The organism is Kitasatospora sp. NPDC030952 (assembly GCF_055571335.1).
In genome coordinates, this window is the sequence record NZ_JBVIFM010000004.1 from 356,514 (window position 1) to 369,924 (window position 13,411).

A 13,411-nucleotide genomic window follows, 5' to 3' on the forward strand; every position below is an offset into this window, starting at 1 on the left:
CGACGGGCCGTCCAGCAGCGGCTGCGGGATCGCCCTTCGGCTGCGCCCCCTCGGACGCCGCCGGGCCGGACTCAGGGGCGTACGCCCAACCGCGCGGCTCGGCGGGTCGGTCCACCCGGCGACCGGTCGAACCGTGGCTCCGGACCGGCGCCCGGTGGCTCCTGGAGTTCGCCGGCTGCCGGCCAGGCCAGGCCAGGCCACCGTCCCCATGCCGCGGATGAGGTTCGTGGTGGCCGGGGCCGCTACCGGACCACGTCGAGGTAGCTCATCATGCCGTGGTCCTCGTGGGCGGCGATGTGGCAGTGGAACATCCACTTGCCCGGGTAGTCGGCGAAGGCGACCCGGATGACCACCGTGCCGGGGGTGCCGTCGACGGCGTGGGGCACCGGGACGGTGTCCTGGCGGTGGGTGTAGGGCTGCGCGGTGCCGCTGACGGAGAGCACCTGGAAGGCGGTGGTGTGGAGGTGGAAGGGGTGGTCCTCGCCGGAGTGGTTGACGATGGTCCACTCCTCGACGGTGCCGAGCTTCGCCGGGGTGGCGAAGGCGGGTTCGCCCGCCGCGAACTGGCGGCCGTTGATGTAGAAGGTGTCGCCGTCGGCGCTCTCCGAGAGGTCGACGGTGCGCTGCCGGGCGACCGGCTCGGCGGCGAGGTCGGCGGGCGCGGTCGGGATGGCGCCGGTGACCTCGGGCAGGCGGCGCTGCCGGCCGCCGGCGATCCTGATCGTGGCCAGCTCGGTGTCCGGATAGGCGTCGCCCTGGGGGCCGTTGCTGTAGGCGAGGGTGCGCAGGCTCGCCCTGGCGGGGTGGGCGCCGGCGGTGACCAGGACGTCGTAGCGCTTGCCCGGGGGCAGCAGCAGGGTGTCGGCGGTGGTCACCCGGGCGACCGGGACGCCGTCCTCCCCGACGACGGTGAAGTGGTAGCCGTCGAGCCGGAGTCGGTAGAAGATGTCCGCCCCGGCGTTGGCGAGGCGCCACAGCTGGGTCTCGTTCGGCCGCATCGACAGCACCGGCCGCAGCCGGCCGTTGACCAGGCGCACGGTCGGGTTGCCCGAGTCGATCGACGCGGTGTCGGTGTTCTGCAGGATGCGCCCGGCCGGGTCGAGTTGGACGTCCTTGAGCACCAGGGTGTGCGCGGTGACGTGCTGTAGGTCTGCCGGGAGCAGGGAGCGGTCGTCTCCGACGACCAGGGCGCCGGACAGGCCGGCGAAGATCTGGTTCTCCACGTCGCCGGCCATGCCCGCCATGCCCGCCATCCCCGCCGTGTCCGGGGTGCCCGGCGCCGGGCACGTGGTGCCCATGGCGTGGCTGTGGTACCAGAAGGTGCCCTGGGGGTGGTCGGCGGGGATCGCCAGCCGGTAGGTGGTGTCGGCGCCGGGGGCCACGCACAGGAAGGGGTCGTCGGACTGTCCTTCGGGTGAGACGTGCAGCCCGTGGAAGTGCAGGTTGGTGGCCACCGGGAGGTGGTTGACCAGGTGGACGGCAACGGTCGCGCCCGGGTTCACGTGCAGGGTGGGGGCGACGAACGAGCCGGTGTAGGAGGCTCCGTAGGCCTCCCGCCCGGAGATGTCGAAGCTGCTCCGGGTGGCGTCCAGGGTGATGGTGACGTTCGGGTCGGCGGCGCTGCCCGCGTCCGCGACGGGCGGGTCCTGGAACGGCATGCCTGCCCGCATGCCGTGTTCCTGGTCGGCCGTCGAGGGCGGTTGCGGGGCGGGGGGCGGCGGGGCGGCCATCGCCTCGGCGCCGAGGGCGGCCGAGATGAGGACGGCCACCGCCGTCATCGCGTGGATGATGCGCCGGGTACGGCGTATCTGCTGCCGGTCGGGGTCGACCGGAGCCTCGATGTCGCGGGACATCAGATCTCCGTTGTTCGGGTGGTCCGTGAGGGTTGGTGGGACTGAACGCAACAGCCTGATCGTTCGACCGCTCCTTGACAAGTCCTCAACAAAACGGGTCCTCAACAACCCCCGGCCGTGCGGATCGAACCCCCGACCATGCGGATCGCACTCGACGGTGAAGGGGGTGGGCAGGCTCAGGCCGGAGAGCCGCTGCTCGCAGCGGCGGCGCAGGCCACGGGGGGCAGCCCAAGGGGAGGGTGTTCCTTCGGAGCGGGGGCGGGCGGGAGCGGGTCGGAGGGCGGCGCTCCCGCTCATCTTCCGTCGGCCGGGCCCGCGCTCCGGCCGGCGGCGGCCCTGCCGGGAGCGTCCGCGTCGCTCGCGTTCTGTTCCAGCTTGCGGAGGTTGTCGGCGAGCGAGAGCAGGACCTTCAGGCTGCCGTCCGACAGCACGGAGACCCCGCTTGACCAGGTTGACCACCCCGTCGTTGCCGGGCGGTGCCCCGGGGACGGCAGCGGGCCCCGGCCGGATCGGCCGGGGCCCGGAGGGGCGGAGGGGCGGAGGGGCGACGGGTGGCGTGGCTGCCGTCAGCAGCCTCAGCCGCTTCAGCGGCCTCAGCAGCCGAAGTTGATCAGGCGGAAGGTCGCGTAGTGGTCGCCGGTGTAGTAGTCCTCCTGGGAGCGCTGGCCGGTGACGATCCGGCGGGTGCCACGGGTCGGGGCGCCGGGCGTCACGACGGTGTACTCGTGGTAGTAGCCGGAGCGCTGGGCGGGCAGCACGCCTTCCTTGTTGGTGAACACCACGCCGTCCTGGCGGTACGGGAACGGCCCGCCCTTGGCGATCAGGTCGAGGGTGGTCCGGGCCTGGGACGGCAGGGCGGACACGCACACCTTGCCGCTCACCGCGGCGTGCGCCTCGGTGGCGACGGCGACGGGCGCCAGGGTGGCCAGGGAGATGACGGCGACGGCGGCGGCACGGGTCTTCCACGCGCGTAGAGTTCGGGTCATGCCAACAGGATGGCGAGCCCGGGGCCCCGCTGGAAGCCACGTTCGGAGTCTTCATCTCCGGTCAACTCGCCGTACCCGCCGATGACTTGAACCGGCCGGTCAGTCGCCGTCGCAAGCCGTGACGGTCGGCATCGCGGCCCGGCGGTGAAGCCCGGGTGCTTTCCTTCGGATCACGCGGTCCGGTGCCCTCCGGCCGGGCCACGGTGGAGAATCACCCCCATGCGCGTCCTGATCATCACCACCGGCTCCCGCGGCGACGTCGCGCCGTTCACCGGTCTGGGCCGGCGTCTGGTGGACGCCGGACACCGGGTCGCGGTGGCCGCCCATCCGACCTTCGCGACGCTGATCGAGTCCTGCGGCCTGGAGTACCGGCCGCTGCCGGGGGACCCGAAGGAGCTGATCCTCGCCAGGGCCCGCGCGACGTCCCCGGAGGAGACCCGCGCGCTGATGACCGCCTTCGTGGACGGGATCGCCGACGGCGTGGCAGACGCCGTGGCGGGCGGAGCCGACCTGCTGCTCACCGCCTTCGCCCCGTCGCCACTCGCCCTGACGGCGGGTCAGGCCTGCGGCGTGCCCGTCCTCGGCACGTACCTCACACCCGCCTTCGCCACCAGCGAGTTCCCGTTCCCCGGCCCCGGTGGCGCAGTGGACCTGGGGCCGGAGGGCAATCTCGCCTCCGGCCGGGAGCGGCTCCGCAGCGCGGAGCGGCTGTTCTCCGGCGCCGTGGCCCGGCTGCGCGAGCGCCTCGGCCTGCCCGGCACTGCAGCCCCGGAACCGCTCGGGCGCACCCGCCCGGTCGTCCACGGCTACAGCCCCCAGCTGGCGCCGCGCCCGGCGGACTGGCCGGCCCCGGTCGAGGTGGCGGGCTTCTGGTGGCCCGCCCGGCCACTGGGCTGGCAGCCGCCGGCCGACCTGGTCGACTTCCTCCAGGCCGGTCCGGCCCCGGTGTTCATCGGTTTCGGCAGCATGGCACCGGAGGAGGGCGAGCGGCTCGGTGAGCTGGTGACGGCGGCAGTGCGGCGGGCAGGGGTGCGCGCGGTGGTGCAGGCGGGCTGGGCCGGGCTGGCGGCAGCGGGCGACGGCGTCCTCTCCATCGGAGACGTGCCCCATGACTGGCTGTTCCCCCGCACCGCCGCCGCCGTCCACCACGCCGGGGCAGGCACCACCGGTGCCGCGCTGCGCGCCGGGGTCCCCGCCGTACCGGTGCCCGTGATGGCCGACCAGCCGTTCTGGGCGGCGCGGCTGCACGGGCTGGGACTCGCCCCGGAGCCCGTGCCGTTCGCGGACCTCACAGCCGAACGGCTCGCCGCCGCGATCACCGCCGCCCTGGCCGAGCCGGTCCGCCGCCGCGCGGCCGCCGTCGCCGGACTCGTCGCGGTCGAGGACGGCGCCGGCGCCGTCCTCGACCACATCGACCGGCTCGGCTGAGGCCCCGGTCGCGGGGCGGGGCGTCAGCCCCGGGTGAGCACCAGGGACTGCACCGCCGGGAGCTTGCGCCAGTCGCTGGAGACGATGCTGGCGTGCGCCCGGGCCAGCTGCTCGGTGCGGGCGCGGGCCTGGTCGACGGTCGGGTCGGTGGCGCTGATCTGCGGCGCGACGTTCTGGGCGTCGGTCATCACCAGCAGGTAGTGGGAGCGGTCGTACCAGGCGGTGTCGATGCCGTTGAGGTAGGTGGCCGCGTCACCGTCGAAGACCACGAACCAGGGGCGGATGGCCGCGTCCGCGCCGGTGTACTTGGTCCGCGGGTCGCCGCCGGTCGCGCCGTGCACGGCCGGGAACAGCTGGGCCTGGCCGAGCCGGCCAGCCGCGGCCAGGTCGCGCAGGTGCCGGCCGTACTCGACGTCGGTGTGCAGGGTGTCGAAGGGGTTGTTCTCCTCGACCGTGCCCGGGATCGCGTAGAGCAGCACCCGCCCGGCGAGCGCGGAACGGCTCGGCCAGTTGCCCGCCCGGACCGCCTCGTCGACGCTGGCGTAGCTGCCGCCGCCGGGCTTGGCCAGCACGTCGGCCGGGCGCAGCACCGCGCTGCCGAGGTGGGCGGCGATCAGCGCGTCGAGCTGGTCCGGGCCCATCCCGAGGTTGGCGGCGAAACCGCCCTTCAGCTCCAGCTTGACGACCAGCGGTCCGGCGCCCGGGTGGGCGCCGAGCCAGACCCGGACGTCGTCCAGGCAGTGCTCCAGGTTCTTGTTGGTGCCGCCGCCGTAGAGCTGGGCCGGGGTGTCGGCGGCGGTGCAGTTGTTGGAGTTGCCGAGCGGGTTGGAGTGGCTGACCTTCCACTCCTTGGTGACGACGTCGGTCCAGAGGTCGAGTTCGATCATGCCGGTGCCGGTGTCCAGGCTCTGGGCGAGGTACGGGTAGGCGGCCGGGTCGTAGGTGTTGTGCAGGCCGACGGTGGTGGCCGAGCCGAACGGCAGGTCACCGGCGCCGGTGTCGGCGGCGGCGGGGGCCGCGGTGGGCAGCAGGGATGCGGCGGTGGCGAGCAGGCCGGTGGCCAGCAGGCCCGCCAGGGTACGGCGTACGGTCATCGGAATCGTCCCCCCGGGGTCGGTCGCGGCGGCCGCCGGTGCGGGCCGCCGGAGGCAGCATCGCCGGACGGGGCGTGCACCTCGTGAAGAAGGCACGACAATAGCGTGACGACTTCGCCACCTCCGCCCCGGCCTCCCCCCTTCCGCTCCGCCCCGTGACGCACGCCACGCCCCGGGCGTGACGGAGCGTCAGGATTGTCGGCCCCTGACGCTAGCGTTGCCCGCGAGCGGGCGGCCGCGGGCGGCCGTCCGAGAGCCACGAGCAGCGGAGGCAGCACCATGTCCCTGGTCCGGGTCCACAACTTCTCGATCTCCCTCGACGGCTACGGCACCGGCGAGGGACAGAGCCTGGAACAGCCCTTCGGGCACGCGACCGACCGGCTGCACCGCTGGTTCTTCGGCACCCGCACCTTCCGCCGGATGCAGGGCCAGGAGGGCGGCAGCACCGGAGTGGACGACGCGATGGCCCGCGCCTGGGGCGACGGCATCGGCGTGGAGATCATGGGCCGCAACAAGTTCGGCCCGCAGCGCGGCCCGTGGGAGAACGAGGACTGGCGGGGCTGGTGGGGGCCGAACCCGCCGTTCCACACCCCGGTCTTCGTGCTCACCCACCACCCGCGCCCGAGCGTGGAGATGGAGGGCGGGACGGTCTTCCACTTCATCGACGCCACCCCCGAGGAGGCGCTGCGGCAGGCCCGGGAGGCGGCCGGCGGGCAGGACGTGCGGCTGGGCGGCGGCCCGAGCATGATCCGGGCCTTCCTGGAGGCCGACCTGGTCGACCATCTGCACGTGGTCGTGGTGCCGGTCGTGCTCGGGCGGGGCGAGTCGCTCTGGGCCGGGCTGGAGGACCTGGAGCGGCGCTTCGACACCGAGGTGGTGAGCAGCCCGAGCGGGGTCACCCACGTCACCTTCACCCGCCCCGCCGCGGTGTAGCCGAGCCGCCGACGGCCGAGCGGACGACAGCCGACGGGCGGCCTCCCCGCGCCGCTGCGGGGAAGCCGCCCGTCGGTCCGGCGCCGGGTCAGACCCGGTCGGCCGCGATCAGCACGTACTGGAAGGAACCGTCCTTGTAGGACTCGATGAACGCCTCCTCGATGCCGGTGACCAGCGAGGTGGTGTTCCGCAGCTCCCAGTAGGGCAGGGTGTCCGGGGTGAGGTCGATGACGGCCTGGGGCACCAGGCGGTTGTCGGCCATCGCCCGCAGGTACTCGCGGCGGGAGTGGATGTTGCACTCGAAGTGGGCGTTGATCTGCGAGACCCACTTCGACGGCTGTCCGTACTTAGGGTTCCAGCAGCCGGTGATGGTCACGTACCGGCCGCCGACCGCCAGCACCCGGGAGTGCTCGGCGAACAGGTCGTGCAGGTCGACGTACATGCTGGACTCGTTGTTCCAGGAGCCCATCACCGAGCCGTTCTCCAGCGGCATGTCCAGCATGTTGGCGACCCGGGAGCGGACGAAGTCCCCGATGCCCAGCTCGGCGGCGCGCTTGTTGCCGAATTCGGCCTGCTGGGTGGAGAGGGTCAGGCCCTCGACCCGGCAACCGAAGCGCTGGTGGGCCATGACCATCGAGCCGCCGCGGCCGCAGCCGGCGTCGAGCAGGGTGTGCTCGGCCTCGATGCCGCCGAGGTGGTCGAGCAGGACGTCGGCCTGGGCGGACTCCAGGCGGTGCAGCTCGGCGATGACCTTCTTCTCGCGCTCGCTGTCGGCCGGGTCGCCGATCGCCGCCTGGTCGACCTCGCCGATGCCGTAGTGGTGGTGGTAGAGGCCGTCGACGTCGCCCAGGCGCAGGTTCACCGGGCGGGCCTCGTTGTTCCAGTAACGCGCGATGTCGCTCTGGTACGGAGTCGCCGGGCCGGGGATGGCGCTGCCGGGGGTGGTGAGGTCGTCGGTCAGGGACATGTGGGTCAACTCCAGTGTTGTCAGGGTTGGTTATCGGAAAACGGGCGACTGCCGACCGGCGCGTTACCAGAAGTCGGGCAGGCTGTAGCGGTGGGTGTTGGTCTGGTGCCAGTAGTGGTTGCCGTCGAGCCAGGCGGCCACCCCGCGCAGGAACCGCACGAGCGTCGGCACCGGGCAGGCGACGGCCAGCGCGGCGGACTCGGCCTCGAAGGCGTGCATCAGCTCGTTGTGCACCTCGACGGCCTTCAGGTAGCCCTCCTGGCGCGAGACGCCCTCGCGCTCGGAGATCACCACCGGCAGGTTCAGGTGGAGCCCAGGGGTGGCCAGCTCCTTGGTGTACGAGTACAGGTCGTTGACGATCGTGGTGGCGTTGCCGGCCAGCGCGATGATCCGCTGCATGGCGGGCAGCGCGTGCAGTTCGACGGGCAGTTCGTAGCCGCCGACGGTGTCGGTGATCGTCGGGCAGGGGCGGAAGTTGTTGAACTGGCGCATCGCCAGGTACTCCCACACCTCCGGGACGGTCTCGGTCTCGGCCCATGCCGCCTCGGCCAGGTACCCCAGGTGCAGCCGCGCCATGTCGTGCCGGAAGCGGTCCGCCTGGGAGGGCGTGGAGGCGCGGACGAAGTAGTCCATCGCCGAGCGGTACGAGCGCCGGGGCGCGTCCTCGGAGAGCGAGGCCTCCCAGGCCGGCTGGTACTCCGCGGTGGTGTGCAGCGGGTCCAGCGCGGTGTGCGCGAGCAGCAGGCGGCTGCCCAGGCCGACCGGCGAGCCGCCGAGGTCCTCGCAGTAGCAGTCGTCCACCGCGTTCTCGGCGACCATCAGCCGAGCCGCGAGCATCAGGTGGTCGACGCTCGGCGCGTCCGGGTGGCAGGCCACCATGTAGCGCCCGGTGGAGAAGCCGTCGAAGTCCTTCTCCCACTCCGGCGGGTAGAGCTCGATCTCGTCGATCGCCCAGGCCTTGATCTTGAGGCTGAGCGCCTCCACCCGGACCGGGTCGGGCTCGGCGATCGGGTGGTGGTAGAGGCCGGGGATGGGGTCGCCGAGCTTGGGCTTCCCGCCGCTCGGCGCCGCGGCCGGGGCCCCGAAGGCCAGGCCGGGGACGGACGGCAGCGCGGGGACGGACGGCAGGCGGACGTCGGGGAGCACGGCTTCGAGCGCCTCGGCCACGGCCTCCACCGCGGCGGCCGACACCGCATCGACCAGTGCCGCCTCGGCCGCCGGGGCGTCCGCGGCCGGGGCCTCGACGGGAGCCGTGACCTCCGGTGCCACAGCCTCCGGTGCCACGGCCTCCGGCGTCGGCGGCCTCAACTGCAGCCCGGCGGTGCCCAGTCCAGTGGGCCCGCCGAGGATCCGCTCGATCGCCGGGGAGCTCATGAGCCCACCGCCGGGGCGTGGACGGGCCCGGGTGGTGTGTCCATTCGGGTGCGCAGGGGCATGGAGCCTCCTCTGAGAGGGATCGCATGATGTGACGGGTCGTCATCCCGCCTGCCGCGAAGGGGAACTCCACGCCGCGGGCCCCGTCTCGCTCGCTGACCAACGGTAGGCGCGAAAGCCCGTTCCGGATCGCAACGGACGATCTTCTACACCCGATAGGGTGAACGTTCCGGCTGTCGGCGTTTGCCCATGCCCCTGTCATGCATCGATCCGGCCGCTCCCGGCGTCAACCTGTCGACCACCGCACGTGTCCCGCTCCACCCGGCGGGCGGTGTCCGGCCGTCGGGCGGGCCGGAGTCCGGCCGTCCGCGTAAGAGGGAGAAGAATGGGCCGGGCGCCGTGAGAGGAACGCGGCCAGGAAGGAAGACCAGCGCATGGAGAGCCAGGCCCGCAGCCGCACCGCCCTCGTCGAGGACCTCATGGAGCGCTTCCCCGACGTGCCCCGGGAGGCGGTGATCAAGGAGGACCTGCTGCGCGGCGGCATGGCCTTCGACGAGTCCGCCCTCAGTGGCAGCACCGGCGCCGACGGGGGCGGCGAGGTCAAGCCGAAGTCCTACTTCATCTTCTCCTTCGACCACCGCACCCTGCCCGAGCTGGGCGCGGCCGCACTGAACCGGCCGCCGGAGGAGGTGGTGCTGACCGGCGGGCCGTACGGGCTGCGCCGCACGGTGGTGTCGGTGCGGGTCAACCCGGACTCGCCGTACCGGGTCGGCGCGGGCGAGGACGGCGCGCTCGGGCTCTACCTGGACGGCGCGCGGATCGCCGACGTCGGCCTGCCGCCGATGCCGGACTACTACCGCCACACCCTGGCCAACGGGAAGTCGGTGATGGAGGTCGCCCCGACCATCCAGTGGGGTTACCTGATCTACCTCACGGTGTTCCGGGTCTGCCAGTACTTCGGCGCCAAGGAGGAGTGCCAGTACTGCGACATCAACCACAACTGGCGCCAGCACAAGGCCGCCGGCCGCCCGTACACCGGAGTCAAGCCGGTCGAGGAGGTGCTGGAGGCGCTGGAGATCATCGACCGCCACGACACCGCCCGCGCCTCCCGGGCGTACACCCTCACCGGCGGCGCGATCACCTCGCAGGTCGGCGGCCGGGACGAGGCCGACTTCTACGGGCAGTACGCCAAGGCCATCGAGGAGCGCTTCCCGGACCGGTGGATCGGCAAGGTGGTCGCCCAGGCGCTGCCGCGCGACGACGTCCAGCGCTTCCGCGACTACGGCGTGAAGATCTACCACCCCAACTTCGAGGTGTGGGACAAGCGGCTGTTCGAGCTCTACTGCCCCGGCAAGGAGCGCTACGTCGGCCGGGACGAGTGGCACCGCCGGATCCTGGACTCCACCGAGGTGTTCGGCGCCGAGAACGTGATCCCCAACTTCGTGGCGGGTGTGGAGATGGCCGAGCCCTTCGGCTTCACCACGGTCGACGAGGCGATCGCCTCCACCCGGGAGGGGCTGCGCTTCTTCATGTCCCACGGCGTGGTGCCGCGCTTCACCACCTGGTGCCCCGAGCCCACCACCCCGCTGGGCAAGGCCAACCCGCAGGGCGCGCCGCTGGAGTACCACATCCGGCTGCTGCAGACCTACCGGACCACCCTGGAGGAGTTCGGCCTCTCCTCCCCGCCCGGCTACGGGCCGGCTGGTCCCGGCAAGGCGGTGTTCTCGGTCAGTTCCTTCATGGATTCGCTGCCGGGCTGAGCCGCGCCCCGGCCGCTGCCGCCCGGGCAGGCGGCAGCGGCCGGAGTCGTCAACTCCCGGCCAACGGGCGGACGGTGAGGATCTGCTCGGCCCGGCCCACCGGCCCGTGGACGTCGTGCAGCACGGTGCTGGTGACGCCGTGCCCGGCCGGCCCGAAGCTGACGCCGGTGTCCAGGCCGGTCCAGCCGCCGCCGGGGCGGCGGTGGAAGTGGATCGTCAGATCGGTGTTGGGGAACATCCAGGCGGTCGGCCGCTCCCGGACGGCGATGCCGTTGGCGGTGTCGACCAGGGCGATGAAGGCGGCGTGCGGGCCGCTGGGCTCCCCGGCGACCAGTTCCAGCGGAGTCGACAGCCAGGCGGCGGCCCGGCCGGGGGCGGTGGAGCGTCGGCGGACCTCGACCGAGGCGATGTAGCCGCCGGCCCACTGCTCGCCCATCGGCCAGGGCTCGAACTCCTCGGGCGCGGGCAGCCGTTGGTCGTGGGTGCCGGCCACGGCGGTGGTGTCCTGCTCGGCCAGGAACCAGGCCCGGGCCCGCACCACGGCGCGGCCGCCGATCGAGGCCACCGCCTCCACCAGCTCGATGGTGCGGCCGGGGCGGAGGGTCTCCACCGTGATCTCCAGCTCGTCCAGGGCGATCAGGCCGAGTATGTCGTAGCTGATCCGGGCCAGGGCCAGGCCGTCGGCGGGGCGGTCGGCCCGGTGGCGGTCGATCGCGTGGGCGATCAGCCCGCCCACCGGGCTGAAGTGCTGCTCGTCGGGGTGCCAGGCGCCCTGCGCGTGGGCGGTCGGCTTGTAGCGGTGCTCGCCGGTGCGCTGGTAGTAGCTGTCGGGCGCGGCGGTGGGGGTGGTCAAGGTGCGCTTCTCCTCGGGCCGGATCACTGGTGGTACCGAAGGGGCGCCGGCCTCGGCGTGACCGGCGTCCGCGATCACGATCGTAGGAGCCCGAACCGCCCCGGGAGCTGTGATGCGCCCCACACCCGCCCCACATCCGCCCCCACGCCCGCCTACGGCCGTCCACGGCGGGCCGGCGGCTTGTCGGCCGGCGGCGGCTGGTGCGTGACCTCCCGGTACCGAGGTGGTGCCGCCCGTCCGCCGGTGCCGCCCCGAACGGCGGGGCCGTCCCGTCCGGCGGGGCGGCCCCGGCGCACCGCCCAGAGGTCAGGTCACCTGCTCAGTGCGCGGTGAACTTCCGTGCGTGCACGGTCCGCAAGACTTTCGGCGAGCATTCGGTGAATTCGTTCGGAACGGGACGACCCTTCGGTGGCGGGGGCCGCGGGCCGTCCCTGACCTGCGGTCAGCGGGTCGGTGGCGGCCGATATTCTGCCGAACCCCGCAAATGGACCGATAAGATGACCAGCGGTGTGCCGGGAAGTCTGGTCGGCTCGGGGGACGACCGCGGCGATCGGGCTTCGGCGACCTCGAAGGTGCGATGGGTCGTTTCTGCAGATGCACACCGTGGGGATCGTTCTCGTCCTGGTCGTCCTGGCCACCGGCGTGGCCACCTTCGCCCGCCGATGGCGGGTGCCCGCGCCCTCCCTGCTGGTGCTGGCCGGGCTCGGCGTCGCGCTCGTCCCCGGGGTGCCCGCGCTGCACGTGCCGCCGCAGATCATCGGCGCGGTGGTGCTGCCGCCGCTGCTCTACTCCTCCGCCGAGGAGCTCTCGCTGCGCGATCTGCGCACGGTGTGGCGGCCGGTCACCATCCTCTCCTTCGGCCTGGTCTTCGCCTCAGCCGCGGCCGTCGGCTTCGTGGCCGTCGCCGTCGCCGGGCTGCCGCCCGCGATGGCCTTCGTGCTCGGCGCGGTGCTCTCCAGCACCGACCCGGTCGCGGTCACCGCGCTCGGGCGCCGGCTCGCGCTGCCGGGGCGGGTCCAGGTGCTGGTCCAGGCCGAGAGCCTGTTCAACGACGCCACCTCGCTGGTGCTGTTCAAGGTCGCCGTCGGCGTCGCCGTGGCGGCCGGCGGCACGGTCGACCTGCCGGCGGCGGGCGGCGAACTCGTGCTGCTCGGCGGGGGCGGCAGCCTGGTCGGCGCGGCCGTCGCCGGTCTGGTCTGGCTGCTGCGCCGCCGCACCACCGACCCGGTGCTGGAGACGGTGATAGCCCTGGTCACCCCGTACGCGGCCTATGTGCTGGCGGAGTCCGCGCACACCTCGGGCGTCACCTCGGTGGTGGTCGCCGGGGTGCTGCTCGGCCGCTCCGGCCACCGGCTGACCGACGCCCGGATCCGGCTCCAGCTGCACGCCGTGTACGCGGTGGTGGTGTTCCTGCTGGAGAGCGTCGTCTTCTCGATCGTCGGCCTGGAACTGCCCACCCTGGTCCGGGAGCTGCCGGCCGCCACCGGCTGGTGGCCGTTGCAGTCGGCGGCGATCGCCGCGGTACTGATCGCCGTCCGGGTGCTGTGGACGCTGCCGCTCACCCGGGCCTTCAAACCCAGCCGGGGGCGGCTGTCCTGGCGGGTCGCCGGGGTGGTCACCTGGGCCGGCACCCGGGGCGTCATGCCGCTGGCCGCCGCGCTGTCCATCCCGCTCGCCACCGAGGCCGGCGGCGGGCTCGACGGGCGGCCGCTGGTCCTGGTGCTCACCGTCTCCAACGTCGTGCTCACCCTGGTCGTCCAGGGGCTGACCCTCGCCGCCGTGGTCAACCGCTCCGGGCTCGCCCTCGAACCCGAGCACACCGCGCGCGAGGAGGCGGACGCCCGTGACGCGCTCAACCGCGCCGCCCTGGAGCACGTGGACGGGCTGGCCGAGCTGGAGGCCGTCCCCGGGACCGCCGTCGACCGGGTGCGCCGCGCCCTCACCGCCCGGCTCGACCGCACCCCGGAGGCCCCCGACGGCACCACCGCCGACGGCGCCTACCGCCAGCTGCGGCACGAGGTCATCGCCGTCCAGAACGACCGGCTGCACCGGCTCTACGAGGAGCACCGGATCAGCGACACCACGCTGCGGCTGCTCCAGCGCGACCTCGACCTGGAGCAGGCGGCCCTGGGGCGGCCCTGACCTCCGGACCGGACGGGCCCG

Annotated in this window: 11 protein-coding genes; 4 read left to right on the plus strand and 7 right to left on the minus strand. The window is 73.3% G+C overall.

Annotation, left to right across the window (positions count from 1 at the left end; genetic code table 11):
• Positions 1-242: 242 nt before the first annotated feature.
• The 3 genes from ACZ47G_RS11265 to ACZ47G_RS11275 form a co-directional block, all read right to left on the minus strand.
• A complete protein-coding gene (locus ACZ47G_RS11265) occupies positions 243-1,853 on the minus strand; it encodes a multicopper oxidase family protein (RefSeq protein ID WP_465741272.1) in 1,611 nt (536 codons plus the stop codon).
• A 293-nt stretch (positions 1,854-2,146) separates the two neighbouring features.
• On the minus strand, positions 2,147-2,284 hold the full coding sequence (locus ACZ47G_RS11270) for a hypothetical protein (protein ID WP_465741274.1): 138 nt from the start codon (positions 2,282-2,284) through the stop codon (positions 2,147-2,149).
• A gap of 162 nt (positions 2,285-2,446) precedes the next feature.
• Complete coding sequence (locus ACZ47G_RS11275) at positions 2,447-2,839, minus strand: ribonuclease (protein WP_465741276.1); 393 nt, start codon at positions 2,837-2,839, stop codon at positions 2,447-2,449.
• A 219-nt stretch (positions 2,840-3,058) separates the two neighbouring features.
• Between ACZ47G_RS11275 and ACZ47G_RS11280 the strand changes: the two genes are divergently transcribed.
• Complete coding sequence (locus ACZ47G_RS11280; RefSeq protein WP_465741278.1) at positions 3,059-4,267, plus strand: glycosyltransferase; 1,209 nt, start codon at positions 3,059-3,061, stop codon at positions 4,265-4,267.
• 23 nt (positions 4,268-4,290) lie between these two features.
• Here the strand turns inward: ACZ47G_RS11280 and ACZ47G_RS11285 are convergent, their stop codons facing one another.
• The gene (locus tag ACZ47G_RS11285; RefSeq protein ID WP_465741280.1) at positions 4,291-5,361 is read right to left on the minus strand and encodes a phosphatidylinositol-specific phospholipase C domain-containing protein; all 1,071 of its coding nucleotides are present in this window, start codon (positions 5,359-5,361) and stop codon (positions 4,291-4,293) included.
• Between the two features lie 279 nt (positions 5,362-5,640).
• Here ACZ47G_RS11285 and ACZ47G_RS11290 point away from each other — a divergent pair, with 279 nt between their 5' ends.
• Positions 5,641-6,294: a dihydrofolate reductase family protein gene (locus ACZ47G_RS11290; RefSeq protein ID WP_465741282.1), complete on the plus strand. Its 654-nt coding sequence runs from the start codon at positions 5,641-5,643 to the stop codon at positions 6,292-6,294.
• Between the two features lie 88 nt (positions 6,295-6,382).
• Here ACZ47G_RS11290 and ACZ47G_RS11295 read toward each other — a convergent pair whose 3' ends face one another.
• Entirely contained in the window at positions 6,383-7,261 is an 879-nt protein-coding gene (locus ACZ47G_RS11295; RefSeq protein ID WP_465741284.1) for a geranyl diphosphate 2-C-methyltransferase, read from the minus strand.
• Positions 7,262-7,324: 63 nt separating this feature from the next.
• Complete coding sequence (locus ACZ47G_RS11300; RefSeq protein WP_465741286.1) at positions 7,325-8,635, minus strand: family 2 encapsulin nanocompartment cargo protein terpene cyclase; 1,311 nt, start codon at positions 8,633-8,635, stop codon at positions 7,325-7,327.
• A gap of 434 nt (positions 8,636-9,069) precedes the next feature.
• On the opposite strand from ACZ47G_RS11300, the gene ACZ47G_RS11305 reads away from it, so the two are divergent.
• The gene (locus tag ACZ47G_RS11305) at positions 9,070-10,395 is read left to right on the plus strand and encodes a radical SAM protein (protein ID WP_465741288.1); all 1,326 of its coding nucleotides are present in this window, start codon (positions 9,070-9,072) and stop codon (positions 10,393-10,395) included.
• 49 nt (positions 10,396-10,444) lie between these two features.
• Here ACZ47G_RS11305 and ACZ47G_RS11310 read toward each other — a convergent pair whose 3' ends face one another.
• A complete protein-coding gene (locus tag ACZ47G_RS11310; protein ID WP_465741290.1) occupies positions 10,445-11,248 on the minus strand; it encodes a thioesterase family protein in 804 nt (267 codons plus the stop codon).
• A 594-nt stretch (positions 11,249-11,842) separates the two neighbouring features.
• Here ACZ47G_RS11310 and ACZ47G_RS11315 point away from each other — a divergent pair.
• Positions 11,843-13,390, plus strand: a complete 1,548-nt coding sequence (locus ACZ47G_RS11315; RefSeq protein ID WP_465741292.1) for a Na+/H+ antiporter — start codon at positions 11,843-11,845, stop codon at positions 13,388-13,390.
• The last annotated feature ends 21 nt before the right edge of the window (positions 13,391-13,411 follow it).